We start from the raw sequence: 26,047 nt of genomic DNA on the forward strand, positions 1-26,047 counted from the left end.
AGCCGTGATCCAGACCGCGCTCGAAACGGTATCGACCCAGGACGTTCGGGCGTGGTGTCAGGAAAAACTCGGCAAGTCGGTGCAAGCCCAACGACGCCAGCGGATAAAATTGTTAAAGATTGCGGAACAAAAACGGGATCAGCTTCCCGCAACTACTTGAGCATTCGTTCATCAGCCCAGGGGCAGGGTCAAGCTGCCCCGACGAGGGTGTGTGTCAAGTTTTTGGGTGGTGAAAAAACCTTGCGAAGGTTGAACGGCAATCAGATTTGATTTGTCGTCATAACCTTCGCAAGGTTGAGTGTTCCAAAATTTTGACGGACACCTCCCGACGAACGCAATTTGACACGAAATCCACTATTGCGTATAATCGCCTGCGTTGTGTGAGTCGTGGCTGTGCCGTGTCGTCTGTCGAGACATGTGTCTAGTCTGAAAACTGCGACTCGCTTCGAATGGGTCTCCCGTCCTCTCGCGTGTGTGGGAGGATGAAAGAGGTTTCCGCCGGCAATCGTTGTCCACGAGAAAAAACGTGGAAACGCGATTGAATCAGCAAGAAACCTTCGCGGAAACTGGAATGACCCACGCGTCCGCCAGATTTGGACGGAAGGATTTTTCGCCCTTCCCTCGCGCAATGTGTGCGGTGTGATCTTGCTCCAAGGTCACGCCACGCCGAATGAGCGACCAGCGTTAGCGGGAGGGTGTTTTATTCCCAAAAACGGAATAGGTGATGAGCGATGCGACAACCCATCGCTCGCCACGGAGGAAAAGAGTGCCAACAATCAATCAACTCATCCGCAAAGGGCGCAAGCCGCAAACCAAAAAGACCAAGGCGCCGGCTCTGCGATTCAATTTGAACACGCTGCGTAATCGCATGATTCGTGGCAAGGGTTCACCGCTAAAGCGTGGTGTGTGTACGGTCGTCCGCACGATGACCCCGAAGAAGCCGAATTCGGCTCTGCGGAAAATTGCGCGCGTGCGCTTGACGAACGGTATCGAAGTGACGGCGTATATTCCGGGTGAAGGGCACCAATTGCAAGAGCACTCGGTGGTGTTGATTCGCGGCGGTCGTGTTAAGGATTTGCCCGGCGTGCGGTATCACATCGTGCGCGGCGCGCTCGATACGACCGGCGTTGAAAAACGCCGTAAGGCGCGTAGCAAGTACGGCGCCAAGACACCGAAAGCGGCAACCGCCGCCGCGTAATCGCGCGGGATGATTGAAGGAGATTGATATGCCGAGACGAGGACAGGTTAAACACCAACCGACCCCACCGGATCCGAAATACAAGAGCGTCGTGGTGCAGTCGTTCATCAACCGCATTATGGAACGCGGCAAAAAAGTGACGGCAGAGCGTTTGGTCTACGGCGCGTTCGACATTATGGGCGAAAAGACCAAAAAGAATCCGATGGAAGTGTTCGAATCCGCGCTCCGCAACGCGGGTCCCAGCATCGAAGTCAAGCCGCGCCGCGTCGGTGGCGCGACGTTGCAGGTGCCGGTCGAAGTGTCGTCGGATCGCCGCACCGCGCTGGCGATGCGCTGGATCATTCAGTACGCGCGCGCGCGTGGCGGCAAAACCTTCGCCGAAAAATTGGCGAGTGAATTGATGGATTGCGCGGCGAACCAGGGTTCGACGATCAAGAAAAAAGAAGAAACGCACAAGATGGCGGAAGCGAACCGCGCTTTCGCGCACTATCGTTGGTAATCTTGGACGTTGGACAATAGAAGTTGGATGTTGGACGCTCCAATCTCTAGCTCTAATTTCCAATCTCCAATTTCTTATCTCTAAAAATGGCTAGACTCGTTCCGCTCGAAAAAATTAGAAATATCGGTGTGATCGCGCACATTGACGCCGGCAAAACGACGGTCAGTGAGCGTATCTTGTACTTTACCGGCAAGACATACAAAATCGGCGAAGTGCACGATGGCACCGCCGTCATGGATTGGATGGTGCAAGAGCGCGAACGCGGCATTACGATTACCGCCGCGGCGACCACGACTTTATGGCGCGATCACCAGATCAACCTCATTGATACGCCAGGTCACATTGACTTTACCGCCGAAGTGCAACGTTCGCTGCGCGTGCTCGATGGGGGCATTGTCGTTTTCGACGCGGTCGCCGGGGTGCAACCGCAGTCCGAAACGGTGTGGCGTCAAGCCGATCGTTTCGGCGTGCCGCGCCTCGCCTTCGTCAACAAAATGGATCGCGTCGGCGCGAATTTCGAGCGCACCATTCAGATGATCACGGATCGTCTCGGCGCGCATCCGGTCGCGATTCAAATACCGATTGGCGCGGAAGCGGGTTTCTCCGGCATCATTGATCTACTCAACATGCAAGAGACGATCTTTGACGAAGACCCGGACGCGACGCCGCACGTCAAGGAAATTCGCAGTGAGTTTCAGGACTTGGCGAACCAGCGTCGTCACGCGATGGTCGAAGCGATTGCCGAGACCGATGAAGCGTTGACCGAAAAATATCTCGAAGGTCAGGAAATCTCCAACGACGAACTGCACGCGGCGTTGCGCCGCGCGACCATTGCCGGCAAAATTGTGCCCGTGTTGAGCGGGGCGGCGTTGAAGAACAAGGGCATTCAATTCGTGCTCGACGCCGTCGTAGATTTTCTCCCCTCGCCGATGGATATTCCGGCGGTGCGCGGCACATTGCCGGACAACCTCGAAAAAGAAGAACGCCGCAACGCGGACGAAAACGCATCTGCCGCCGCGTTAGCATTCAAAATTGTAACCGACCCATACGTTGGACGCCTCGCTTATATCCGCGTTTATTCCGGCAAAATTTCAACTGGGCAAGCCCTCCTCAACTCGACGCGCAACCAGCGTGAACGCATCGGACGGTTGGTGCGGATGCACGCCAATTCGCGCGAAGAGGTCGAAGAAATTCTCGCCGGCGACATCGCCGCGATTATCGGACCCAAGAACACGTTCACGGGCGATACGCTGTGCGACCCGACCGCGCCGATTCTCCTCGAAGCGATCAAGTTCCCGGAACCGGTAATCCATGTCGCGATTGAACCGCGCACCAAAGCGGATCAGGACAAGATGGCGGAAGCATTGCGCCGTCTCTCCGAAGAAGATCCGACCTTCCGTGTCCGCACCGACGAAGAGACCGGGCAAACATTGATCGCGGGTATGGGCGAGTTGCACCTCGACGTGCTCGTAGATCGCATGACGCGCGAATTTAAGGTGTGGGCAAACGTCGGCAAACCCCAGGTCGCGTATCGCGAAACGATCACGCGCCCAGTGCGCGCCGAAGGACGCTTTGTGCGCCAGACCGGCGGGCGCGGTCAGTACGGTCACTGCTGGCTCGAACTCGAACCGCTCGAAAAAGGCAAGGGCTTTGAATTCGAGAACGATCTAAAAGGCGGCGCGATTCCCCGCGAGTACGTGCCCGCGATTGAAAAGGGTGTGCGCGAGGCGCTCGATAGCGGCGTGGTTGCCGGTTATCCAGTCGTAGATATTCGCGCGCGACTCGTGGATGGTTCGTACCACGAAGTGGACTCGTCCGAAATGGCGTTCAAGATCGCCGGCTCGATGGCATTCAAAGCCGGCGCGCAAAAAGCCAGCCCGGTCTTGCTCGAGCCGATTATGAAAGTCGAAGTCGTCGTGCCGGAAAACTTTATGGGCGACGCGATTGGCGATCTCTCTGCGCGGCGCGCGCACGTCGAAGGGATGGACGCGCGCGGGAGCGGAGTGACGGCGATTCACGCGTTCGTGCCGCTCGCGACGATGTTCGGTTACGCGACCGATTTGCGTTCGGCGACCCAGGGGCGCGGAACGTTTACAATGGAATTCGATCATTACGACCAACTGCCGGCTAATATCGCCGAGCAGGTGATTGGTGGAAAAAAATAATTGATTAGTGATTAGTGGTGGTTGGTCAACAGATGGACTAATCACCTAATCAAGAAGGAGCAACAATGTCGAAGCAAAAATTCGAACGCACGAAACCGCACGTGAACGTGGGGACGATCGGACACGTGGATCACGGCAAGACCACCCTCACCGCCGCGATCACCAAAACCATGTCGCTCAAGGGCATGGCAAACTTTGTGTCGTACGATGAAGTGGCGAAAGCGTCTGAAAAGCAAGGTCGCCGCGACGACACGAAAATCCTCACGATTGCTATCTCGCACGTCGAATACGAAACCGAAAACCGACATTATGCGCACATTGACTGCCCAGGTCACGCCGATTATATCAAGAACATGATTACCGGCGCGGCGCAGATGGACGGCGCGATTCTCGTCGTCTCCGCGCCCGATGGTCCGATGCCGCAGACGCGCGAGCACATTTTGTTGGCGCGCCAAGTCGAAGTGCCCGCCATCGTCGTTTTCCTTAACAAAGTAGACTTGATGGACGATCCCGAATTGCTCGACCTCGTCGAATTGGAATTGCGCGACCTGCTGTCGGCGTACAACTTCCCCGGCGATAAAGTGCCGGTCGTGCGCGGCGCGGCGGTCAAGGCGTTGGTGAGCACTTCGAAAGATATCAACGCGCCCGAATACGCGCCGATTTTGGAGTTGATGCGCGTGGTGGATTCATACGTACCCACGCCCGTGCGCGCGGTGGACAAGCCGTTCTTGATGCCCATCGAAGACGTGTTCGCGATCAAAGGTCGCGGTACGGTCGTCACGGGTCGCGTCGAACGCGGTATGGTCAAGACCGGCGACACTATTGAAATCGTCGGCTTGAAGGAAACGCGCTCGACCGTCGTGACCGGCGTCGAAATGTTCCGCAAGTTGCTCGATTCGGGTCAAGCGGGTGACAACATTGGTTGTTTATTGCGCGGCATCGAGCGCACCGAAGTCGAACGCGGCATGGTGCTCTCCGCGCCGAACGGCATCAAGCCGTTGACCCAGTTTGAAGGCGAAGTGTACATCTTGAAGAAAGAAGAAGGCGGTCGCCACACTCCGTTCTTTAACGGCTATCGCCCACAGTTCTACATCCGCACACTCGACGTGACGGGTGATTGCCAATTGCCCGAAGGCGTTGAAATGGTGATGCCGGGCGACCGTGTGACGATGAAGGTCAAACTGATCACGCCCGTCGCCATGGAAAAAGGTTCGCGCTTTGCCATTCGCGAAGGCGGTCACACCGTCGGTTCGGGTGTTATCACGAAAGTGGTTGAATAACAGTAGGCAGTAATCAGTGTTCAGTATTCAGCATTGCGCCGGACTGGATACTGAACACTGAACGCTGGACACTGATTACTGAGTGGGGAGAATATGGCTCGACAAAAAATTCGCATTCAACTCAAAGCGTACGATCATCGTGTGCTCGATCAATCGGCTAAACAAATCGTCGAGACCGCCGAGCGCACAGGCGCGGCAGTCGTGGGACCCATCCCGCTGCCGACCAAGATCGAAAAATTCACTGTGCAACGCGCGTCGTTCATTGACAAGGATTCGCGCGACCAGTTCGAGATTCGCACGCACAAACGCTTGATTGATGTGCTCGAGCCAAGTTCGAAAACGATTGATACGCTGATGCGGCTGAACCTGCCGGCTGGCGTGGATATTGAGATTAAGTTGTAGTCGACAGTAAACAGTCGTCAGTCGACAGAGTTTTTGCTGTTGACTGTGGACGGTTGACTACCGACTGGGGTATTAACATGGCTGAAGGATTGCTCGGTCGAAAAATTGGCATGACCCAAATCTTCACCGCGAAGGGTGAGATTATTCCGGTCACCGTTCTCGAAATGGGACCATGCTTTGTCACGCAAGTTAAAACGGCAGAGAAGAACGGTTATAGCGCGCTACAAATCGGTTTCGCGGAAACGAAACACCTGACCAAACCCGAACGCGGTCATCTTAAGAATTTGCCCGCGCTCAAACACCTGCACGAAGTTCGCACCAGCCAGCTTGATGGCGTGCAAGTGGGCGACAAGTTGAGCGTCAATATTTTCGCGACGGGCGACTTGGTGGATGTGACGGGCGTCTCGAAAGGTAAAGGACACGCCGGTGTCGTCAAGCGCCATCACTTTAAGGGTGGTCCCAAGACACACGGTCAATCGGATCGCTTGCGCCGACCTGGCGCGAGCGGCGCGACGACGACGCCTGGTCGCGTGGTCAAGGGTTTGCGTATGGCGGGGCAGTTGGGTAACAAGCAAGCCACGCTCTTGAACATCGAAGTAGTCAAGGTGGATGCGGAACGCAACGTGCTCGCGATCAAAGGCACCGTGCCCGGCACGCATGGCAGTGTGGTCTTTGTCCGCAAAGCGCGCAAACAGAAACGGTCCGCCAAGTAATAATTTGCCGAATAAAGAACGAATAAACGAATCGTCTGTTTTGAAAATCCGTTTGTTCGTGGAGGATTCGCACGATGCAAGTGCCTTTGTATAACATCAGTGGAAAAGAAGTGGGAACGACGGAATTGCCCGACGCGATTTTTGGCGAAGCGGTAAACACGCCGTTGATGCACCAAGCGTTTGTGCGCCAACTTGCGAATGCGCGCCAAGGCACGCACGATACCAAAACGCGCGGCGAAGTCGCCGGCGGCGGCGCAAAACCGTTCCGCCAAAAAGGAACAGGTCACGCACGCCAAGGTTCCACGCGCTCGCCGCATTATCGTCACGGTGGGGTGGTCTTTGGACCCACGCCGCGCTCGTACGAGCAAAAGATGCCGCGCCAAATGCGCCGCGCCGCGTTGCGCTCCGCGTTATCGGCAAAGATGGCGGAGGGACAGATTCGCGTCCTCGACGAATTGAAACTCGCCGCGCCCAAAACACGTGAGATGGAAACGATTCTAGACAACTTGTCCGTGAATTCGTCCGCGCTCATTCTGTTGCCCGAGGCGAATCTTGCCGTGCAAAAGTCCGCGTCGAACATTCCCGATGTCAAGACGCTGCGCGCGCAGTACCTCAACGTTCGCGATTTGCTCGGTTATGATTACTTGATCATGCCGGTGGACGCTGTCAAAGCCATCGAAGGATACCTGGGAAAATAGTTGGATAGTTCAATCGTTAAATAGTTTGATAGTTGAATAGTGTCCCGACTAGCTAACTATCCAACTAACCAACTATCTAACTGAGGTTTAACATGCACATCTATGAGATTTTGAAACGACCACTCACAACGGAAAAGACCAATCGTCTCAAAGACGAACATCGCCAATACGCGTTCGAAGTGGACCTGCGCGCCAACAAACACGAAATCAAGCAGGCGGTCGAAATGGCGTTCCCGAATATCAAGGTGGTCCATGTCAACGTGATGCGAATGTCGCGCAAACGCCGCCATTTTGGTCGCCGCGTCATCTATAAAGCGGTGTGGAAAAAAGCCATCGTGACGATTCCGGCGGATCAGCGCATTGAACTGTTCGAGGGTGTGTAGAAAATGGGAATCAAAGTTTACAAGCCCACATCGGCTGGTCGCCGCAACATGACCACGCCGACGTTCGAAGAAATTACGAAAAAGTCGCCGGAAAAATCCTTGCTCGTGTACGCCAAGCGGCAGGCGGGACGTAACAATCAAGGGCGCATTACGGTACGCCATCACGGCGGTGGCAATCGCCCCAAGTATCGCATCATTGATTTTCGACGCGAGAAACTGGGTATTCCGGCTAAGGTCGCGGCGATTGAGTACGACCCGAACCGCACCGCGCGCATCGCGCTCTTGTATTACGCCGACGGCGAAAAACGCTACATCCTCGCGCCGGTTGGCATGATGGTGGGCGATGCCGTTCTCGCCGGACCCAGTGCGGAAATCAAGCCCGGCAACACCTTGCCGATTTCGAATATTCCGGTCGGCACGCTCATTCACAACATCGAAATGCAAAAAGGCAAGGGCGGTCAATTGGTGCGTTCGGCGGGTGGCTCGGCGCAATTGATGGCGAAGGAAGGCAAGTACGCTCAGGTGCGTTTGCCCTCCGGCGAAACGCGCTATATCTCGGTCGAGTGCATGGCGACGATTGGTCAAGTTGGCAATCCCGAATGGAATACGATCAAGCTTGGCAAAGCCGGTCGCAAACGCCACATGGGTTGGCGTCCGACCGTGCGTGGCTCGGTGATGAGTCCACGCGATCACCCGCACGGTGGTGGTGAAGGCAAGGTTGGCGTCGGTATGCCCGGTCCCAAGACCAAGTGGGGCAAGCCCGCACTCGGCAAAAAGACACGTCGCCGCAAATACACCGACCGCTTTATCGTGCGCGGGCGCGGCAAGAAATAGGCAACGGATAAAAACGGATAAACGGATGATGAATTCATTTATTCGTTGGAGGATGTAATGAGTCGCTCACTAAAAAAAGGACCGTTCGTTCAACCGAAACTGCTCGCGCGCGTCGAGCAGATGAACAAAGCCGGCGAGAAAAAAGTGCTCAAGACGTGGTCGCGCGCGTCGGTCGTGTTCCCGCAAATGGTCGGGCATACGATTGCGGTGCATGACGGTCGCCGCCACGTGCCGATTTACATCACCGAAAATATGGTCGGGCATCGGCTTGGCGAATTTGCGCCCACGCGCCATTTCCGAGGTCACTCGACGAAAGAAAAAGCGGCGGAAGCCGCCGCCGCGACCACCGCGCCCGCGAAAGCGTAACGGATTGGCTGCGGGCAGGGAGTTGAAGAATGGCAGAATATTTTGAAGTATTCGCAATTGAAAAGTACATCCGCATGTCGCCGCGCAAGATGCGCCTCGTCGCCGATTTAGTGCGCGGCAAGCGCGTGGAAGACGCGGTGGGAATGCTCAAGTTGTCGCCGAAGGAAGCCGCGCGCGTCATCATCAAAGCGATCAATTCCGCCGCCGCGAACGCGACGCAGAATTATGGCTTGACCCGTGAAGACTTGTTCATCTCGACGATTCACGCGGACGAGGGTCCCACGCTCAAACGGGTCAAAGCCGGCGCGCGGGGACGCTACAAACCGATTCTGAAACGCGGCGCGCATATCCGCGTGGGCGTATCGGAACGCGAAGCGAAGGAGGCGTAATGGGACGCAAAATTCATCCGTATGGTTTTCGGCTGGGTGTCATCAAAGACTGGCGTTCCAAGTGGCACGCGTCGGATCGCAAAGTGTACACCGATCAACTCGAGGAAGACCGCGAAGTGCGTAAATTGATTCGCAAAGAAGTCGGTCACGCCGGCATCGCGGACGTACGCATCGAACGCTTTCCCAAGCAGGTCACGATTTACGTGCACACCGCGAAACCGGGGATCATCATCGGTCGCAAGGGCGCGAGTGTGAACGTGCTCAAGAAAAAACTCGAAGACTTGACGCAAAAGAAAATCAAGCTCGAAGTCATCGAAGTGACCAAGCCGGAAGCCGATGCCTTGCTCGTGGGCGAAAGCATCGCGCAACAGATCGAGAAGCGCATCTCGCACAAGCGCGCGATGAAGCAAGCCGTGACGCGCGCGATGCGCGCCGGCGTCGGCGGCATCCGCATCAACGCGGGTGGTCGTCTCGCCGGTTCCGAAATGGCGCGCCGCGAAATGATCAAAGAAGGTCGCGTGCCTCTCAACACGTTGCGCGCCGATATTGATTTCGCGCGCACCGAAGCGACGACGACCTACGGTAAAATTGGAATCAAGGTTTGGATTTACAAGGGCGACATTATGCCCGAAGACCGCCAGAAGCAACTGATGGCGCAGATCGAAGCGGCGGCGGCACGCGCCGAAGCCGCGGCGGGAGAGTCCTAAAATGTTGTTGCCAAAACGTGTCAAACATCGCAAAGTCCATCGCGGGCGAATGAAGGGAAAAGAAACTCGCGGCGTCACGCTCGATTTCGGCGATTTCGGATTGCAGGCAATGCAACCGTGCTGGATGACAAGCCGTCAAATCGAAGCCGCGCGCCGCGCCGTCGTCCGTTTCGTCAAGCGCGGCGGCAAGTTGTGGATTCGCGTGTTTCCCGATCACTCGGTGACGATCAAAGGCGCGGAGACGCGCATGGGTGGCGGTAAGGGTGCGCCCGATCACTGGGTCGCCGTCATCAAACCTGGTCGCGTGATTTTTGAAATCGCCGGCGTGAAGGAAGATATGGCGCGCGAAGCGATGCGCCTCGCGGCATACAAGTTGCCCATCAAGACGCAATTTATTTCGAAAGTGGAGGCGAAGTGATGGACGCGAGTCAACTTCGCGGAATGGACAATGCCGCGCTACAAAAGCAGGTGGACGATTTGTATCAGGAAATGTTCAACCTGCGCTTTCAACGTGCGGCGGGTCAATTACCGAATTTTAATCGTTTACAGCAAGTGCGGCGCGAGATCGCGCGCGTCAAGACCGTTTTGCGCGAACGTGCACGCCAGGAGGCAAAGGCGTAATGACACGCAAAACGCAACGCAAAGTGATGCAGGGTCGCGTCATCGTGGACAAGACCGCCAAGACGGTCGTCGTCCAAGTCGAGGAAAGCCGACGCCATCCCCTCTACGGCAAAGTCGTCTCGACGACGCGGCGCTTCGTGGCGCACAACGAAGACCCGCTCGCCAAGCGCGGCGACTGGGTCAAGATTACGGAAGCGCGACCGCTCTCGCGTACCAAACGATGGCGCGTCAGCGAAATCGTACAACGCGGTGAGATCGTCGAGCAAATCGTCGAGAAAGAATTGGAATCGTTGCGCGAGAAAGAAGAAGCCGATCGCGCCGCGCGCCAGGTGGAAGAAGAACGCCGCGCCGCGGAACGTCTGGCGAAATTAGCGGGCGAGGATGAGGTGAGTGGAGGTGAGGGATGATTCAAGCAACCACTCGCTTGAAGGTCGCCGATAACACGGGCGCACGCGAAATCATGTGCATCCGTGTCATGGGCGGCTCGCGACGGCGCACTGGCGCGGTGGTCGACATCATCATCGCCGCCGTCAAATCGGCGATTCCCACCAGCCCGATCAAAAAGGGCGAAGTGGTGCGCGCGGTGATCGTCCGCACGACGAAAGAGTACGGTCGCGCCGACGGCTCGTACATCCGCTTCGATGACAACGCGGCGGTCATTCTCGAAGGCGATTCGACCAACCCCAAGGGGACGCGTATTTTCGGTCCCGTTGCGCGTGAACTGCGCGACAAGGGGTATATGAAAATCGTTTCGCTCGCGCCCGAAGTGCTGTAAGGGAGAAGTTTGAATGAACAAGATTCGCAAAGGCGATACGGTGCAAGTGATCGCCGGGAACGATAAAGGCAAGCGCGGCGAAGTGCATGCGGTTATGCCGAAGAAAAACCAGTTGATCATCGCTGGCATTAAAATGGTTAAAAAGCATCAGAAACGCACGGGCGATGTGCGAACTCAAACCGGAATTATCGAACGCGAAGCGCCGGTCAACGTGTCGAATGTTTTGCCGGTGTGCAAACACTGCGGCAAAGCCGCCCGTATGGCGGTCAAGACGTTTGAAGACGGCACGAAATCGCGCATGTGCACCAAGTGCGGTGAAGTGAACTAGACGAGGAAAAACAATGGCAAAGCCAGAGCAAGGCAAGCCAGCAGAAGGCAAAAAAGCACCCAAGGGCGCACCGGCTAAAGCGCCCGAAGCGAAAGGCGGCAAAGCCGCGGAAGGCAAGCGTCCCAAATCGGCGGCGCCCCCGCGTTTGAAACTGCTCTATCGCGAACAAATTCTGCCGGCGTTGATGAAAGAATTTCAGTACAGCAATGTGATGCAAGCGCCCCGGCTCCAGAAAATCATCGTGAACATCGGCGTGGGTGAAGCCATCGGCAACGCCAAGACGCTCGACGGCGCGGTCAAGGACATGACCTTGATTACCGGTCAGAAACCGATCGTGACCAAGGCGAAGAAATCCATCGCGACGTTCAAACTACGCGAGGGGATGCCGATTGGTGTCAAGGTCACTCTGCGCGGCGACAACATGTATTTCTTTTTGGATCGTCTGATGAACATTGCGCTGCCGCGCACGCGCGATTTTCGCGGCGTGCCGCGCGAAGCATTCGACGGTCGCGGCAACTATACGCTCGGCTTGCGCGAGCAGTTGATCTTTCCCGAAATTGACTATGATACGATTGACAAGGTGCGCGGCATGGAAATCTGCATCGTCACTTCGGCGAAAAATGATGACGAAGCGCGACGGATGTTGCAATTGCTGGGCATGCCGTTCCGAGCGCCGTAATTCGACAGGGGAGGATTTGCGTGGCAAAAAAATCAATGATCAATCGCGAACTGCATCGCAAGTACAAAGAACGCGTGCGTAATCGTTGTCGGATGTGCGGTCGCTCGCGCGGCTATATGCGCCGCTTTAATTTGTGCCGCATTTGTTTCCGCAAGGAAGCGCTCGAAGGACACCTTCCCGGCGTGACCAAGTCCAGTTGGTAAGCGGTCGTCCTCGCGGGACGCATCGTGTGGCTCGCGAGTCAAACTTTAGAAGATGTTGTTTTGCAAGGAGCAGGGACTGATGACAAACGATCCCATTGCTGATATGCTCGCCCGATTAAGTAATGCCGCGGCTGTTCGACATCCGCAAGTCTTGATGCCCGCGTCGAAAATGCGCGTGGCGATCGCGCGGATCTTGAAAGACGAAGGGTACATCGAACGCCTCGAAATTACCAAAGAGAAACCGCAGGCGATGCTCAAAGTGTGGTTGCGCTACGATCAGAACAAAAAGCCGATCCTGAGCGGAGTGCGTCGCATCTCGAAACCGGGACGTCGTGTGTATGCCGGCAAGTTGGACGTGCCCTGGGTGCGTCACGGTCTGGGTGTGGCGATTGTTTCGACCACGCGCGGCGTGATGACCGGCGTGCGCGCCAAACGTGAAGGGCTGGGCGGCGAAATTTTGTGCTACGTGTGGTAATGGAGGGTTTGGATGTCGCGAGTAGGTAAAAAGCCCGTCGTCATTCCGGTCGGCGTACAAGTCAACGTGAATGGCACAACGGTCAACGTGAAGGGACCCAAGGGAGAACTGACGCAGACGTTCCATCCCGAGATGAAAATCGCGGTCGAAAAAGCGCAAGTGAACGTGGCAACGCCCGAAGGCGACACGCTTGACGCGATGCACGGTTTGACGCGCGCATTGATTCACAACATGGTCGTCGGCGTGACCGAGGGCTATAAACGCAATTTGGAAATCGAAGGCGTCGGTTATCGCGCTGAATTGCAAGGCAAGAACGTGGTCTTGTCGCTCGGTCTCTCGCACCAAGTGACTGTTGAACCGCCAGCCGGGATTACATTTACGGTGGACAAGAGTCAGCGTGTGTTGACAATTGAAGGTCCCGATCGCCAAACGGTCGGCGAAGTCGCTTCCAAGATTCGCTCGACGCGTCCGCCCGAACCGTACAAGGGCAAAGGCATTCATTATGCGGGCGAAAAAGTTCGCCGCAAAGCCGGCAAAGCAGGCAAAGCCGGCGCCAAGTAGGTGAGACGATGAAGACATTGAAAACACAAGCGCGCCGCGAGCGTCGGCAACGCCGTGTGCGCGCCAAAGTCCAGGGTACCGCCGCGCGTCCGCGCTTGAACGTCTTTCGCAGCGCGCGCCACATTTTCGCGCAAATCATTGACGACGCGCAAGGGCACACGCTTACCGCCGCGTCCACGCTCGATGCGGATTTGCGCGCCAAAGCGAAAGAATTGAAAAAGCAAGACGAAGCCAAAGCGACCGGCAAGTTGCTCGCGCAACGCGCCCTCGCGCTCGGCTTGAAGCAAGTCGTGTTCGATCGGGGCGGCTTTCAGTACACCGGTCGCGTCAAGGCGCTCGCCGATGGCGCGCGTGAAGGCGGATTGGAATTCTAATTACTAGTTGCCATTTACCGATTTTTGGATTTAGTAATTGGTAATTGGTAATTTGGAGATGAATATGCCTCAACAGCAACGGTCAGGTGGCAAAGGTCCCGGCGGCAATCGTCCCGGCGGTCGCGGTCCCGGCGGCAATCGCCCGCGTCGCGATGAACATCAGGATGAAGGTCCCAGTTTTGACGAACGCGTCGTGCACATCAGCCGCGTGTCCAAGGTCGTCAAGGGTGGTCGTCACTTTGGGTTCCGCGTCGTCGTCGTCGTCGGCGATAACAACGGCAGCGTGGGCGTCGGCATCGGCAAAGCGCGCGAAGTACCCGAAGCGATTCGCAAAGGGACCGAAAAGGCGCGCAAGGAAATGAAAAAGATACCGCTCGCCGGCACGACGATTCCGCATCCGATCAATACCAAGTTCGGCGCGGCGGAAGTGATGCTCAAGCCGGCAACGCCCGGCACGGGCGTGATCGCGGCAGGCGGCGTGCGCGCGGTGCTCGAATGCGCGGGCGTGCGCGACGTGCTGACCAAATCGCTCGGCAGCGCCAACCGCTTGAACGTGGTGTACGCGACGATGCAGGCGTTGAACGAACTGACCGATGTCGAAGCGGAAGCCAAGCGGCGCAACAAGCCGGTGGATCAATTCCTGCCGCCGTGGAGAAAGGCGCAATATGCCAAGCCAGCGTAAATTGAAAATCACGTGGGTCAAGAGCGCAATCGGATACAAGAAGAATCAAAAAGCGACGATTACCGCGCTGGGATTGCGCAAACTGGGTCAGGTGATCGAGCGTGAAGATAATCCGCAGATTCGCGGAATGGTTTTCACCGTGCGGCATCTGGTCAAGTGCGAATCAACGGATGAATAACGGATAATCGGACAAGCGGATGAAGAACGAACAAACGGACAAACGGATTTGTTTGTTCGTGGAGATTCGAGAATGAAACTACATGATCTGAAACCAGCCGAAGGCGCAACGCATCGCAAGCGACGCGTGGGACGCGGCATCTCCGCCGGGCAAGGCAAGACCGCCGGGCGCGGCACCAAAGGTCAACGCTCGCGCACCGGGCGTGGGATCAAACCATACTTTGAAGGCGGTCAACTGCCGTTGGTGCGGCGTTTGCCACACACGCGCGGGTTTAAGAATTTGTCGCGTGTCGAATACTCGCCGATCAATCTCGATATGCTCAACGCCAAGTTCGATACCGGCGCCGAAGTGACGCCCGACGCGCTTGTCGCGCGCGGCTTGGTGCAAGATGCGGCACGCGTCAAAGTGCTCGGACGCGGCGAGTTGACCAAGGCATTGACCGTCAAGGCGCACGCGTTCTCCGACAGCGCGAAAGAAAAAATCGCGCAAGCCGGCGGCATCGCCGAAGAGATTTCCACGAATGGATAAACGAATCGGCGAATGGCAAATTCGTTTATTCGTTGACGATTCGTGTCTGGAGAAAATTCGATGTTAGAAGCCGTTCGAAATGCAATGCGCTTGCCAGACCTGCGCTACAAGATTTTGTTTACGCTCGGGATTCTGGTGATCTATCGCTTGGCGGCGCACATTCCAGTGCCAGGTGTGGATCCGCAGGCGCTTTCCCAGGTTTTCAGTTCGAACCAATTGCTCGGTTTTCTCGATCTGTTTTCCGGCGGCGCGCTTTCTAACTTTTCGGTCGTTGCTATGGGGGTGTATCCGTACATCACCGCGCAAATTATCATGCAACTCGCGGTCGGCATTGTGCCCCAACTGGAAAAGATGATGAAGGAAGGCGGCGACGCCGGGCGTCAGCGTATCAGTCAGTACACGCACTTGCTCGCTGTCCCGCTCGCGGCGTTGCAAGCGTTCGGTCAAGGCATCGTCTTGACGCAAAGCAATCCGCCGGTGTTGAGCCACTTTGGATTCGGCGAATATACGCTCGAAACACTCGCCATTCTCTTCACGCTTACAGCCGGCACGATGTTCGCGGTTTGGCTGGGCGAGTTGATTACCGAGCAAGGCATTGGGAGCGGTGTTTCGATCATTATCTTTGGCGGCATCGTCGCGGCAGTACCGCAGCGCATCGGACAAATGGCAACTTCGAATCCGGTTTCCTTGTTGGTCTTTGCGGCGATTACGGTCGTCACCATCGTCGGCATCATTTTCATCAACGAAGGACAACGCCGCGTGCCGGTGATGTACGCCAAGCGCGTGCGCGGAAACAAAGTGGTCGGCGGACAGAGCACGCACATTCCGCTGAAAGTCAATTCGTCGGGCATGATCCCGCTCATCTTCGCCATCTCGATCCTGATTTTCCCGGGCGTGCTCGCCGGCTACTTTACGGCTTCCGGCACCGAGTGGGTGCGCAATGTGGCGCTCGCGATTGTGAACGCGTTCAACCAGAGCAGTCCGATCTACTGGATCACATACTTTTTGATGGTCATTGGTTTTACGTACTTTTACACGGACGTGATTTTCCGTCAGCAGAATTTGCCCGAGGTGTTGCAACAGCAAGGCGGCGCGATTCCGGGAATTCGCCCCGGCAAAAAGACGGAAGAGTACTTGAACGGTGTGCTGCAACGGATTACGCTGGTCGGCGCGGTCTTTCTCGGCATCGTCGCGATCATGCCGTTCATCGTGAGCGATGTGACCGAGACAACCTCGCTCATCATCACGAGCACCGGCTTGCTCATCGTCGTCGGCGTGGTGCTCGATACGATGAAGCAATTGCAAGCGCAGTTGGTCATGCGGCACTATGAAGGATTCATCAAGTAGAGAAATTGGAAGTTAGAGATTGGAAATTAGAACACCGCAACGTATTCCAACATCTAGCATTCAATTCCCAACATCCAACATACCTCACCGTGGAGGTCGTGATGAGCAATTCACCCAAGTATGTCATTTTACTCGGCGCGCCGGGCGCGGGCAAGGGTACGCAAGCCGAGATGCTGCGCGAACGATTCGGTCTGGCGCACGTTTCATCCGGCGATCTGTTTCGCGAAAATGTTTCGAAGCAAACATCGCTGGGTGTGCTTGCAAAATCGTACATGGACAAGGGTGAGTTGGTTCCCGACGATGTGACGATTCGGATGGTGATGGAGCGGATCGCACGGCCGGATTGCGCGCAAGGCGTCGTGTTCGATGGGTTTCCGCGGACTGAAGCGCAGGCGCAGGCGCTCGACGCCGCGTTCGCGCAGGAAGCCAAGCGCGTCGGCGCGGCGCTCTTGGTGAAGGTGCGCGACCAGGTTCTGATCGAACGATTGTCGGCGCGATGGTTTTGTCCGGCGGATAATTCGGTGTATAATCTGCTTTCGAATCCGCCCAAGGTGGCTGGGATGTGCGACAAGGATGGCGCGCGGCTTATCCAACGCAACGACGACAAACCGGAAACGGTCACGCGGCGTCTCCAGGTGTATCATGCGCAGACCGCGCCGCTGATCGGGTACTATCGCGCGGTGGGTTTGTTGCGCGAAGCCGACGGCGAACAAAACATTGATTTGGTTCAGCAAGACATTGTCAAGATAGTGGAAGCATTGTGATCGTTTTGAAATCTTCCAGCGAGATCGCTCAAATGCGTCTCGCGGGTCGGCTCGTCGCCGAAGTGCTCGATGCCCTGCGCGATCAGATCAAGCCCGGGGTTTCGACCGCCGAACTCGACGAGTTTACGCACGGGTTCATTACCAAACGCAAAGCGTTTCCCACCTTCAAGGGGTATCGCGGTTTTCCCGCCTCGATCTGCGCGTCCATCAACAACGAAGTGGTGCATGGCATTCCGAATCGCAAGCGCGTTTTGCAGGACGGCGACATCATTTCGATTGACGTAGGCGCGACGCTCAACGGATTTGTCGGCGATAGCGCGCGGACATTTCCGGTCGGCAAGATTTCGACGAACGCGCAACGGTTGCTCCAAGTAACGGAGGCATCGCTCTACGCGGCGATTCAGCAGGTGCGAGTCGGCAAGTATCTCGAAGACATTTCCGCCACGGTGCAGGATTATGCCGAAGCGCGCGGGTATTCGGTGGTGCGCGAGTACGTGGGGCACGGCGTGGGGCGGACGATGCACGAAGAGCCGCAAATTCCGAACTATCGGCAAGGCAAACGCGGTCCCGCGCTGAAACCGGGAATGACGCTCGCGATCGAGCCGATGATCAACGAAGGTAAATGGGAGACGCGCGTTTTGCGCGACAAGTGGACGGTGATTACTAAAGACGGCAAACTCTCGGCGCACTTTGAACACACGGTCGCCGTGACGGACGGAGAGCCGGAGATTCTCACGAAATTATAGTTGGAGTAGTCAGAAGTCAGAAATTTTTGCGTGTTCTTCATTCTGAATTCTGGGCTCTGAATTCTGGAGGATGGAATGAAGGTTCGACCATCGGTCAAACCACGTTGCGAAAAATGCAAGGTCGTTCGACGGCGCGGCATCGTGCGCGTGATTTGCGAAAATCCAAAACACAAACAGAAACAGGGTTAGTTAACGGGTAGAAACGGATAAACGGATTTTTGAAACAGATTGTTTATTCGTTTGATTCGATGGAGGAAGCATGGCTCGTATCGCTGGGGTGGACCTGCCGCGACAAAAGCGGGTGGACATTGCTCTGCGCTACATTTATGGGATCGGACCGTTGCGCGCGACGGAAATCGTGCAAAAAGCGCAACTCGATCCGGCAATGCGCGTCAAGGATTTGAGCGAAGCCGAAGTCGCGCGCATTCGTAACGTCCTGGATCGCGATTACAAAGTGGAAGGCGATCTGCGTCGCGAGATCGCGATGAACATCAAGCGGTTGCAGGAAATTGGCACGTATCGCGGTTTGCGCCACCGCCGTAATTTGCCGGCGCGTGGTCAACGCTCGCGCACGAACGCGCGCACCAAGCGCGGCTCGCGCAAGACGGTCGCCGGACGCAAGCGTTCGAAGGCGAAGAAGTAAAACGGAATGAAACGGATAAACCGATAAACGGATTCGGTTATTCGTTGAAGAGGAGATTATGGCGGACGAACAGAAAACGACAGCTCAATCTTCAGCCGCGCCGCGCCGCGCCCCGATGGCGCCCCGCCGCGGTGGCAAGAAGGAACGGAAATCCATTCCCTTTGGTCACGTGCATATTCACGCGTCGTTTAACAACACGATCGTGACGTTCAGCGATCCGCAAGGGAACACGGTCGCGTGGGGGAGCGCCGGCGCGAGCGGGTTCAAGGGTTCGCGCAAGAGTACGCCCTATGCCGCGCAGATCGCCGCGCAAAACACCGCGCGCACCGCGATGGACATGGGCATGCGCGAAGTCGAAGTCGAAGTGCAAGGACCGGGTCCCGGTCGCGAATCCGCGATTCGCGCGTTGCAACAAGCCGGCTTGCGCGTTCGCTCGATTCGCGACGTGACGCCGATTCCGCATAACGGTTGTCGTCCGCCCAAAAAACGCCGCGTCTGATCGGCGTGTGGCGCAAGTTTCCAACTTGCGACGCGATTGCGATTTTGGATTTGTTTTATCGAGCGTCGCAGAGTTCTGCGACTCGGATACGAGGAGATTGAATGGCACGGTACATTGGATCCGTTTGCGCGTTGTGCCGCCGCGAAGGCGTCAAATTATTCTTAAAGGGCGAGCGTTGCTTTTCCGCCAAGTGTGCGGTGGAAAAACGCGCCTACGCGCCCGGTCAACACGGACCGACCGGCGGAGGACGCCGCAAGGCAAGCGATTACGCAACCCAGTTGCGCGAAAAACAAAAGGCGCGGCGCATCTACGGCATACTCGAGCGCCAGTTCCGCCGCTATTTTGCTGAAGCCGCGAAATCGAGCGGCGTGACCGGCGCGGCATTATTGCAAATGCTCGAAAGCCGTCTCGACAACGTCGTCTTTCGCCTGGGTTTGGCGGCGAGCCGACGTCAGGCGCGCCAATTGGTTTTGCATGGACACATTGCAGTGAACGGCAAGAAAGCCAACGTTCCTTCGATGTTGCTCAAAGCCGGCGACGCCGTCGCGGTGCTCGAAGTCAGCCGCAAGAGTCCGTACTTCCAAGCCCTAACCAAAACCCTGGGACGCCACGGCGTACCCGAGTGGCTCTCGTTCGACGCGAACAATTGGAACGGCTCGGTGCTCAGTCTGCCCTCGCGCCAACAAATTGATACGGCGCTCAAAGAACAACTGATTGTCGAGTACTACAGCCGGTAAAGATTAGTGCAATAGTTGGATAGTTTGTTAGTGCGTTAGTTGACAAACCACTATCGCACTACACTTGCCCTGGCGGTAACGCAAGTGCCAGGGTCGCACTATCGCACTATTCAACTAATCTGAACTAGGAGGATTTAGGTGGAAGCAGTCCTGCCTAAGATTGAAGCGGAAGCCACGTCAAAAAGCTTTGGCAAGTTTGTAATTGGTCCTCTCGAAAGCGGATATGGTGTGACCATGGGCAACGCGCTACGCCGCGTGTTGTTGGCGTCGTTGAACGGCGCGGCAGTGACCTCGGTCAAGGTCGAGGACGTGCACCACGAATTCACGCCGATCCCGCACGCGAAAGAGGATATGACGCAACTGATTTTGAATCTCAAACAGTTGCGCTTTAAACTGCATGACACGGAACAGTCGGTGCGTTTGCACCTCGAAGCGCGCGGGCGCGGTAACGTGACCGCCGGCGACCTCGCCCTCCCGGCGCAAGTCGAGTTGATCAATCCGGATGTGCACTTGCTCACGCTCGATTCGGACGACGCGGCGATTGATATGGACATCGTGGTCGCACGCGGCAAAGGGTACTCGCCCGCCGAAGAGCGCGGCAAATTGCCGATTGACGAAATTCCGATTGACGCGACATTCAGTCCGGTCAAGCGCGCCAACTTTCGCGTCGAGCCGGCGCGCGTCGGTCAGATGACGAATTACGACAACCTGGTAATGGAAGTCGCGACGGATGGTTCGATCACGCCGCGCGAAGCATTGACGGAAGCCGGGCGCGCGTTGTTAAAATTGTTCAGTCTCGTCTCCGGTTTCGGCGGCGAAGCGGAAATCGAAGCCGTGCCCGAATCGGAAATTCCAAGCCGCGTGTACGACACACCCATCGAAGACCTCGAATTGTCGGTGCGCGCGTACAACTGCTTGAAACGCGCCGGCATCACCAAGGTCGGTGAGGTTTTGGAACGCCTGAAAAAAGGCAAAGAAGAAATTTTGAATATCCGCAACTTTGGACAAAAATCGTTGGACGAATTGATGGAGCGGTTGCAAGTGAAGGGTTATCTCGACGCGATTCAACCCGCCGCCGATGTGCTCGCCCCGAGCGAAGATGGCGACGACGCCGACTCCACCGAGTCCGACGCGGATGAAGAGGTATAGAAATGCGACATCGTATGGCAGGACGCCACCTGGGTCGAAATACCAGCCAGCGGCGCGCCTTGTTCCGCAGTTTGATCACCGAATTCCTGCGCCACGAGCGCATTGAAACAACCGAAGCCAAGGCGAAAGCGATTCGCGCCGACGCCGAGAAATTGATCACGCTCGCCAAGCGCGGCGACATCAACGCGCGCCGCACGGCGATGCGGACGATTACCGATCGCGACGTGGCGAAGAAATTGTTCGATACACTCGGACCGCGCTACAAGGAAAGAGCGGGTGGCTATACGCGGCTCTACAAAGTCGGCGCGCGCTTGGGCGATGCCGCGCCGGTCGTGATTATGGAGTTGGTGGATCGTAGCAGTTGATTAGTGCGATGGTGCAAAGTGCGTTGGTTGGTTAGTTCAACTAACGGACGATTGCGCCAGCCAACTAACGCACAATGCGGAGACTATTCGCGTTTGTCGAGTACGACGGCACGGAATTGGCGGGGTTTCAGGTTCAAGCGCGCGGGCGCACGGTGCAAGGCGAACTGGAACTCGCGTTACACAAGATCACCGGCGAGACCGTTCGTGTCACCGGCGGCGGGCGCACCGATTCAGGAGTGCACGCGTTAGGGCAAGGCGCACACTGGGATACCAACTGGGATCGCCCGCTGAATGTTCTAGAACGTGCGCTCAACGCGGTTTTACCAAATGATATTGCAGTACACGGCGTACGCGAGGTGCCGCGCGATTTCTCGGCGCGTTACAGCGCGCAAAGTCGCGTGTATCGTTACACGATTCTGAACCAGCCGACGCGCGCACCGCTCGCGCGGCGATACGGCTGGCACATCGCCGAGCCGCTCGACGTGGACGCGATGGACGCGGCGGCACAGTCGCTTATCGGCACGCACGATTTCGGCGCATTCGGCACGCCGCCGCGCGGCGACAATACCGTGCGCGCGATGCTCAAGGCAAGTGTTCGGCGCGACGTGACACGCGTCTTCATCGAACTAGAAGCGAACGCGTTTCTCTATCGGATGGTGCGACGAATCGTCGGCACGTTGGTCTTGGTCGGTAAAGGCGAAATGACCCTCACGCAATTTCGCCTAGTGCTCGCCAAAGAAAAACGCGCGGGACAATCAGCGCCGCCGCAGGGCTTGTGTCTCGTCGTCGTCAAGTACGAATTAACGGATAAATCAGCAATTCGATTCATCGGAGCGAAGGATGAAAACATTTAACACCAAACCCGCAGACATCACTCGGGAATGGTATGTCGTGAACGCCGATGGGAAAACTCTCGGCAGACTTGCCTCGGGCATTGCGCGCATCCTCAAAGGCAAGCACAAGAAAATTTACACGCCGCATCTTGATTGTGGTGATTTCGTCGTCGTGTTGAATGCGGGTAAGGTTCGCGTGACCGGCAAAAAACTCGCGGAGAAATACTACTATCGTCACTCGGGTTACCCGGGCGGCATGCGTAAAACCGTTTTGCGCGAGCAATTGGAAAAACATCCCGACCGTGTGCTCAAGGAAGCCGTGTGGGGCATGTTACCCAAAGGTCGCCTGGGTCGCGTGATATTCAAAAAACTTAAAGTCTATTCGGGCACGAGTCATCCGCATCTCGCGCAAAAGCCCAGGACGTTGGAGGTCTAACCATGACGACGGGTAAATATTATGAAGGCATTGGCAGACGCAAAGCGGCGGTGGCGCGGGTGCGCCTGTTCACGGGAAGCGGCGATTTTGTCATCAACGAGCGTCCGCTGAAACAGTACTTTCCATTGCAACCTTGGATGGATCTCGTGCTCTCGCCGTTGCGTGTAACGGAAAACGAAGCGCGCTTTGGCGTTTCGGTGCTCGTCGCCGGCGGCGGACAGCAGGGTCAAGCCGAAGCCGTGTCGCTGGGTGTGGCGCGCGCGTTGCTCGCAGCGGACGAGGGCTTTAAAGGCGCGTTACGCAAAGCGGGTCTCTTGACGCGCGATGCGCGCGAGAAGGAACGCAAGAAACCTGGTTTGAAGCGTGCTCGCAAGGCAAAGCAATACACCAAACGTTAAGTTTGAAACAGAAACCCGAAGGATCGAATCCTTCGGGTTTGTTTTTTCATGAGGCAATACGAATTGTATTTCAATTAAAATTTGGACGCGGATAAACGCGAATTAGAAATATCCGCGTTCATCCGCGTTCATCCGCGTCCAAATAATCTTGGCTAGACCGAGTGAGACACTTACGGCAAGAATCGCCAGAACACCTCATTCGATAGCAAGCGTCCGCGTCGCGTCAAACGCACGCGCACATCATCTATCTCGATCAACCCCACTTCCCTCAATTCCTTCATTTCCTTTCCATACGTGTCGCGCGCGTTCTCGCCAAATCTTTGCGCGAACGTTTCGAACGCAACACCTTCGTTGAGGCGCAGACCCAGGAACATCGTCTCCGCCATTTCAATCGCGCGGTCAATGATTTCGTGTTCCGCCATCGCGCTATCGCCGCGCGCGATACGTGCGATGTACTCGACCGGCGAGAGCACGTTCCAGTACCGTCTGCCGGTCGCGTACGAATGCGCGCCCGCGCCAAAACCCAGGTACGGTTCGTTGCGCCAGTAGGTGAGATTGTGGCGCGATTGGAAGTTGGGGGTTGGCTGTTGGAGGTTAGAAGATGGAGGTTGGAGGTTGGACGTTGGAATTCGAGAATCCAATTTCCAATTTCCAACCTCTAAACTCCAATTCGAAATTTCGTATTGCGCGTACCCTGCCGCGTCCAGGACATCCTCCGCCAGTTCGTACATCTCCGCCGCGAGGTCGTCGTCCGGCTTGGCGTACTTGCCGCGCGCGATTTGGTGTTCGAGTCCCGTGCCTTCTTCGACCTTGAGCGCGTACAGCGACAGATGTTCCGGCGCGAGCGCAATCGCGCGGTCGAGCGTCGCACGCCAATCGTCGAGCGTTTGGAGCGGCAAGCCGTAGATGAAATCGAGATTGAGGTTGTCGAAGCCGGCGCGTCGCGCGTGGTCGAACATCGCGAACGCATCGGCGACGGTGTGCCCGCGATTCAACCGGCGCAGCGCCGCATCGTCGAACGCTTGCACGCCGATGCTGAGGCGATTCACGCCGAGCGCGCGCAGAGCGCGCAGTTTGTCCGCGTCGAGCGTCCCAGGGTTTGCTTCGAGCGTGATCTCGGCGTCGGGCGCAATCGCGAACGCGGATTCGCACGCGCGCAAGATTTTTTCGATGTGTGCGACCGGCACGAGCGAAGGCGTGCCGCCGCCGAAATAAATGGTTTTCGCGTGTAAGGGCGAAGCATTCGCAGAATCATGCTGCTCAAGAATATCCTCGCCAAGAGTAAAGTGCTGGACCTGACCCAATTGATCGCGCGAATGCTTCGCCCTTACAATTTCGCGCGCCACCGCGTCCGCGTACGGTTCCATCACGCGCGCGAGATTCGCGTACGCGTTGAAATCGCAGTACGTGCATTTGATTTTGCAGAATGGAATGAAAACGAACAGCGCGAGAGAGTCAGACATTGTGAATTTCATGTGGCGCAAATTTCTAATTTGCGATTAGGCAAATTGGAAATTTGCCTTACGAGAGCAAATCGGCGAACCATCTGCCAATGCCGCTTTGCGGTTTCTCGGCGCGAAGCGCGCCGGTGTGACCGTTGATGACGATTGCGCGTTGGACATCTTCGAGTTTATAGTGCGCGATCCAGAGCGGCACGAGGATCAGTTTGTACGATTCGATGACCAGATGCGCGGTGCTCGCGGTCAGGTCTTGGTACGTTTCGAAAATGCTCGCTTCGATCTCTTGGCGCGTTTTGGTATGCACGCGACTGCGCGCGACGAGCGACGCATCGCCGACATTGATTTGGTACGTCTCCGCCGGAAAATCCGCAAGAAAGCGCGGATCGAACGGCGCGAGTTTGGCGAGCGGCATTTCGTTTAGCGCATCGAGGAGTGTCGCGTTCAACGTGTGGGTCGCGCACACGAGCAGATCATTTTCGTAAATCACGCGACTGCCATTGCGCTTGCGCCAAACGGTGCGCGAATTCATGCCCGGCATGTCCATCTGTTGCTCTTCGACCAGACAATTCCATTCGATCTCGCCGCCAAGATCGAACGTCCACGCCGGCACGTAAACGCCGGTCGGCGGGACGGGATCGCCGCGCAGTTCGTACCCCGCCTCGCGAAACCATTTGAGTTCGGCGCGCAATGCTCGGTCGAGCGTGATCGCGAACGGCACGACGCCGGCGGGTTCGATCAGTTCGCGCGTCTCGGTTTTTTCGACCGCGTATGCGGTTTCGCAGTACGGACATTTCAGCGAGATCGTCGCGGGCGCAAGGACGAACGACGCGCCGCAACTCGCGCACGCGAACGCGCGTTGCATCGTCGGCTGGGTGTGCCCTTTCGCGGTGGCGAGCGCGATGAGAAAATCTTGCTCGGCGATGAGCGTGTTGTCGAGGTCGGCGAGCGATTGGCGTTTGCCGCAGTACTCGCAGGTGAGCGCGTTGCCGTCGGGCGTGAACGACATTTTGCCGCCGCATTGCGCGCAGACGAATCGTCGTGTGGGCGCGCCGGACGACGCGGCGGGCGCGGGCATGCGATCGGGGTCAACGATGTCGGCTGGGTTCAGGCGTCCATCGAGAATCGCCAACTCGCGGCGCAGTTCGGGATCGCTGGGATCGTACGCGAGTCCTTGCTCGAAGCAGTGACGTTTTTCTTTTAGATCGGTTTTAACACGACCCAGCCACATCCACGCGTCGCGCATCTGTTCGTGGTCGGCGTTCGTGCGCAAAACCCATTCGAGGTAAAAGCGCGCTTCGTCGTTTGATTTGGCTTTTGCCGCCGCGATGCCGTGAACGAGCAAATCGCGAACGTTGTCGTTGTGGTCGTTCATTGTTACCTCGTATGAGACCCCCACCCCAGCCCTCCCCCGTTTGCCACGCTTCGCGTCGGGCAAACCGTGGAGGGAGTTTCGCGTGTTCCCTTCCCTGCGAAAGCGGGGGAGGGTTAGGGTGGGCTGATGAACGAATGCTCAAGTAGTTGCGGGAAGTTGATCCCGTTTTTGTTCCGCAATCTTTAACAATTTTATCCGCTGGCGTCGTTGGGCTTGCACCGACTTGCCGAGTTTTTCCTGACACCACGCCCGAACGTCCT

39 protein-coding genes are annotated in these 26,047 nt (G+C 56.7%); 37 read left to right on the top strand and 2 right to left on the bottom strand.

The window, feature by feature from the left end:
* Window positions 1-766 precede the first annotated feature (766 nt).
* The 37 genes from rpsL (at window position 767) to rpsI (ending at window position 22,955) form a co-directional block, all read left to right on the top strand.
* A complete protein-coding gene (rpsL, locus tag HY868_15520) occupies window positions 767-1,198 on the top strand; it encodes a 30S ribosomal protein S12 (protein MBI5303543.1) in 432 nt (143 codons plus the stop codon).
* Between the two features lie 28 nt (window positions 1,199-1,226).
* Complete coding sequence (rpsG, locus tag HY868_15525; GenBank protein MBI5303544.1) at window positions 1,227-1,697, top strand: 30S ribosomal protein S7; 471 nt, start codon at window positions 1,227-1,229, stop codon at window positions 1,695-1,697.
* 86 nt (window positions 1,698-1,783) lie between these two features.
* Window positions 1,784-3,862, top strand: coding sequence for an elongation factor G (fusA, locus tag HY868_15530; protein ID MBI5303545.1), 2,079 nt, complete (start codon window positions 1,784-1,786; stop codon window positions 3,860-3,862).
* A gap of 65 nt (window positions 3,863-3,927) precedes the next feature.
* A complete protein-coding gene (gene tuf / locus HY868_15535) occupies window positions 3,928-5,142 on the top strand; it encodes an elongation factor Tu (protein ID MBI5303546.1) in 1,215 nt (404 codons plus the stop codon).
* Between the two features lie 93 nt (window positions 5,143-5,235).
* Window positions 5,236-5,544, top strand: coding sequence for a 30S ribosomal protein S10 (gene rpsJ, locus HY868_15540; GenBank protein MBI5303547.1), 309 nt, complete (start codon window positions 5,236-5,238; stop codon window positions 5,542-5,544).
* Between the two features lie 77 nt (window positions 5,545-5,621).
* A complete protein-coding gene (gene rplC / locus HY868_15545; GenBank protein ID MBI5303548.1) occupies window positions 5,622-6,257 on the top strand; it encodes a 50S ribosomal protein L3 in 636 nt (211 codons plus the stop codon).
* 74 nt (window positions 6,258-6,331) lie between these two features.
* Window positions 6,332-6,955, top strand: coding sequence for a 50S ribosomal protein L4 (gene rplD / locus HY868_15550; protein ID MBI5303549.1), 624 nt, complete (start codon window positions 6,332-6,334; stop codon window positions 6,953-6,955).
* Window positions 6,956-7,047: 92 nt separating this feature from the next.
* A complete protein-coding gene (gene rplW, locus HY868_15555) occupies window positions 7,048-7,338 on the top strand; it encodes a 50S ribosomal protein L23 (protein MBI5303550.1) in 291 nt (96 codons plus the stop codon).
* Window positions 7,339-7,341: 3 nt separating this feature from the next.
* The gene (gene rplB, locus HY868_15560) at window positions 7,342-8,172 is read left to right on the top strand and encodes a 50S ribosomal protein L2 (GenBank protein MBI5303551.1); all 831 of its coding nucleotides are present in this window, start codon (window positions 7,342-7,344) and stop codon (window positions 8,170-8,172) included.
* 57 nt (window positions 8,173-8,229) lie between these two features.
* Window positions 8,230-8,538 carry a 30S ribosomal protein S19 gene (gene rpsS / locus HY868_15565; GenBank protein MBI5303552.1) on the top strand — a complete coding sequence of 103 codons (309 nt, stop codon included), beginning with the start codon at window positions 8,230-8,232 and terminating at the stop codon, window positions 8,536-8,538.
* Window positions 8,539-8,567: 29 nt separating this feature from the next.
* Window positions 8,568-8,927 (top strand): 50S ribosomal protein L22, encoded by a 360-nt coding sequence (gene rplV, locus HY868_15570; protein MBI5303553.1) that lies wholly within the window; start codon window positions 8,568-8,570, stop codon window positions 8,925-8,927.
* Window positions 8,927-9,634, top strand: coding sequence for a 30S ribosomal protein S3 (gene rpsC / locus HY868_15575; GenBank protein ID MBI5303554.1), 708 nt, complete (start codon window positions 8,927-8,929; stop codon window positions 9,632-9,634). The genes rplV and rpsC overlap by 1 nt, the downstream gene beginning before the upstream one ends.
* Window position 9,635: 1 nt before the next feature.
* Window positions 9,636-10,052: a 50S ribosomal protein L16 gene (gene rplP, locus HY868_15580; protein MBI5303555.1), complete on the top strand. Its 417-nt coding sequence runs from the start codon at window positions 9,636-9,638 to the stop codon at window positions 10,050-10,052.
* Window positions 10,052-10,255, top strand: a complete 204-nt coding sequence (rpmC, locus tag HY868_15585) for a 50S ribosomal protein L29 (protein ID MBI5303556.1) — start codon at window positions 10,052-10,054, stop codon at window positions 10,253-10,255. The genes rplP and rpmC overlap by 1 nt, the downstream gene beginning before the upstream one ends.
* On the top strand, window positions 10,255-10,662 hold the full coding sequence (gene rpsQ / locus HY868_15590; protein ID MBI5303557.1) for a 30S ribosomal protein S17: 408 nt from the start codon (window positions 10,255-10,257) through the stop codon (window positions 10,660-10,662). Before rpmC ends, rpsQ begins: the two co-directional genes overlap by 1 nt.
* A complete protein-coding gene (gene rplN / locus HY868_15595) occupies window positions 10,659-11,030 on the top strand; it encodes a 50S ribosomal protein L14 (protein ID MBI5303558.1) in 372 nt (123 codons plus the stop codon). Before rpsQ ends, rplN begins: the two co-directional genes overlap by 4 nt.
* Window positions 11,031-11,043: 13 nt before the next feature.
* Window positions 11,044-11,358, top strand: coding sequence for a 50S ribosomal protein L24 (locus HY868_15600; GenBank protein ID MBI5303559.1), 315 nt, complete (start codon window positions 11,044-11,046; stop codon window positions 11,356-11,358).
* Window positions 11,359-11,371: 13 nt separating this feature from the next.
* The gene (rplE, locus tag HY868_15605) at window positions 11,372-12,037 is read left to right on the top strand and encodes a 50S ribosomal protein L5 (protein MBI5303560.1); all 666 of its coding nucleotides are present in this window, start codon (window positions 11,372-11,374) and stop codon (window positions 12,035-12,037) included.
* A 20-nt stretch (window positions 12,038-12,057) separates the two neighbouring features.
* Window positions 12,058-12,240: a type Z 30S ribosomal protein S14 gene (locus HY868_15610; protein ID MBI5303561.1), complete on the top strand. Its 183-nt coding sequence runs from the start codon at window positions 12,058-12,060 to the stop codon at window positions 12,238-12,240.
* Between the two features lie 79 nt (window positions 12,241-12,319).
* Window positions 12,320-12,715, top strand: a complete 396-nt coding sequence (gene rpsH / locus HY868_15615) for a 30S ribosomal protein S8 (protein ID MBI5303562.1) — start codon at window positions 12,320-12,322, stop codon at window positions 12,713-12,715.
* Between the two features lie 12 nt (window positions 12,716-12,727).
* The gene (gene rplF, locus HY868_15620) at window positions 12,728-13,276 is read left to right on the top strand and encodes a 50S ribosomal protein L6 (GenBank protein ID MBI5303563.1); all 549 of its coding nucleotides are present in this window, start codon (window positions 12,728-12,730) and stop codon (window positions 13,274-13,276) included.
* Window positions 13,277-13,284: 8 nt separating this feature from the next.
* Entirely contained in the window at window positions 13,285-13,650 is a 366-nt protein-coding gene (locus tag HY868_15625; GenBank protein MBI5303564.1) for a 50S ribosomal protein L18, read from the top strand.
* 64 nt (window positions 13,651-13,714) lie between these two features.
* Window positions 13,715-14,332 carry a 30S ribosomal protein S5 gene (gene rpsE / locus HY868_15630; GenBank protein MBI5303565.1) on the top strand — a complete coding sequence of 206 codons (618 nt, stop codon included), beginning with the start codon at window positions 13,715-13,717 and terminating at the stop codon, window positions 14,330-14,332.
* Window positions 14,316-14,510, top strand: coding sequence for a 50S ribosomal protein L30 (rpmD, locus tag HY868_15635; GenBank protein ID MBI5303566.1), 195 nt, complete (start codon window positions 14,316-14,318; stop codon window positions 14,508-14,510). Before rpsE ends, rpmD begins: the two co-directional genes overlap by 17 nt.
* 72 nt (window positions 14,511-14,582) lie before the next feature.
* On the top strand, window positions 14,583-15,038 hold the full coding sequence (rplO, locus tag HY868_15640) for a 50S ribosomal protein L15 (protein MBI5303567.1): 456 nt from the start codon (window positions 14,583-14,585) through the stop codon (window positions 15,036-15,038).
* Window positions 15,039-15,098: 60 nt separating this feature from the next.
* Window positions 15,099-16,385, top strand: a complete 1,287-nt coding sequence (gene secY / locus HY868_15645) for a preprotein translocase subunit SecY (GenBank protein MBI5303568.1) — start codon at window positions 15,099-15,101, stop codon at window positions 16,383-16,385.
* Window positions 16,386-16,486: 101 nt separating this feature from the next.
* Window positions 16,487-17,149 carry an adenylate kinase gene (locus HY868_15650; GenBank protein ID MBI5303569.1) on the top strand — a complete coding sequence of 221 codons (663 nt, stop codon included), beginning with the start codon at window positions 16,487-16,489 and terminating at the stop codon, window positions 17,147-17,149.
* On the top strand, window positions 17,146-17,895 hold the full coding sequence (gene map, locus HY868_15655) for a type I methionyl aminopeptidase (GenBank protein MBI5303570.1): 750 nt from the start codon (window positions 17,146-17,148) through the stop codon (window positions 17,893-17,895). Before HY868_15650 ends, map begins: the two co-directional genes overlap by 4 nt.
* Window positions 17,896-17,970: 75 nt before the next feature.
* Entirely contained in the window at window positions 17,971-18,084 is a 114-nt protein-coding gene (gene rpmJ, locus HY868_15660; GenBank protein MBI5303571.1) for a 50S ribosomal protein L36, read from the top strand.
* Window positions 18,085-18,154: 70 nt separating this feature from the next.
* Window positions 18,155-18,538, top strand: coding sequence for a 30S ribosomal protein S13 (gene rpsM, locus HY868_15665; protein MBI5303572.1), 384 nt, complete (start codon window positions 18,155-18,157; stop codon window positions 18,536-18,538).
* 115 nt (window positions 18,539-18,653) lie between these two features.
* On the top strand, window positions 18,654-19,037 hold the full coding sequence (gene rpsK, locus HY868_15670) for a 30S ribosomal protein S11 (GenBank protein ID MBI5303573.1): 384 nt from the start codon (window positions 18,654-18,656) through the stop codon (window positions 19,035-19,037).
* 101 nt (window positions 19,038-19,138) lie between these two features.
* The gene (gene rpsD, locus HY868_15675) at window positions 19,139-19,774 is read left to right on the top strand and encodes a 30S ribosomal protein S4 (GenBank protein MBI5303574.1); all 636 of its coding nucleotides are present in this window, start codon (window positions 19,139-19,141) and stop codon (window positions 19,772-19,774) included.
* 138 nt (window positions 19,775-19,912) lie between these two features.
* Window positions 19,913-20,923: a DNA-directed RNA polymerase subunit alpha gene (locus tag HY868_15680; protein MBI5303575.1), complete on the top strand. Its 1,011-nt coding sequence runs from the start codon at window positions 19,913-19,915 to the stop codon at window positions 20,921-20,923.
* A 14-nt stretch (window positions 20,924-20,937) separates the two neighbouring features.
* The gene (gene rplQ, locus HY868_15685) at window positions 20,938-21,288 is read left to right on the top strand and encodes a 50S ribosomal protein L17 (GenBank protein MBI5303576.1); all 351 of its coding nucleotides are present in this window, start codon (window positions 20,938-20,940) and stop codon (window positions 21,286-21,288) included.
* A 74-nt stretch (window positions 21,289-21,362) separates the two neighbouring features.
* Entirely contained in the window at window positions 21,363-22,142 is a 780-nt protein-coding gene (gene truA / locus HY868_15690; protein ID MBI5303577.1) for a tRNA pseudouridine(38-40) synthase TruA, read from the top strand.
* Window positions 22,129-22,557 carry a 50S ribosomal protein L13 gene (gene rplM, locus HY868_15695; GenBank protein MBI5303578.1) on the top strand — a complete coding sequence of 143 codons (429 nt, stop codon included), beginning with the start codon at window positions 22,129-22,131 and terminating at the stop codon, window positions 22,555-22,557. The genes truA and rplM overlap by 14 nt, the downstream gene beginning before the upstream one ends.
* A gap of 2 nt (window positions 22,558-22,559) precedes the next feature.
* Window positions 22,560-22,955, top strand: a complete 396-nt coding sequence (gene rpsI, locus HY868_15700; protein ID MBI5303579.1) for a 30S ribosomal protein S9 — start codon at window positions 22,560-22,562, stop codon at window positions 22,953-22,955.
* A gap of 170 nt (window positions 22,956-23,125) precedes the next feature.
* Here the strand turns inward: rpsI and hemW are convergent, their stop codons facing one another.
* Together hemW and HY868_15710 are read right to left on the bottom strand one after the other, a co-directional pair.
* Window positions 23,126-24,418, bottom strand: a complete 1,293-nt coding sequence (hemW, locus tag HY868_15705) for a radical SAM family heme chaperone HemW (protein ID MBI5303580.1) — start codon at window positions 24,416-24,418, stop codon at window positions 23,126-23,128.
* Between the two features lie 58 nt (window positions 24,419-24,476).
* The gene (locus HY868_15710) at window positions 24,477-25,787 is read right to left on the bottom strand and encodes a hypothetical protein (protein MBI5303581.1); all 1,311 of its coding nucleotides are present in this window, start codon (window positions 25,785-25,787) and stop codon (window positions 24,477-24,479) included.
* Window positions 25,788-26,047: the final 260 nt, after the last annotated feature.

It is taken from the genome of Chloroflexota bacterium (assembly GCA_016219275.1).
Lineage (GTDB): Bacteria > Chloroflexota > Anaerolineae > UBA4142 > UBA4142 > JACRBM01.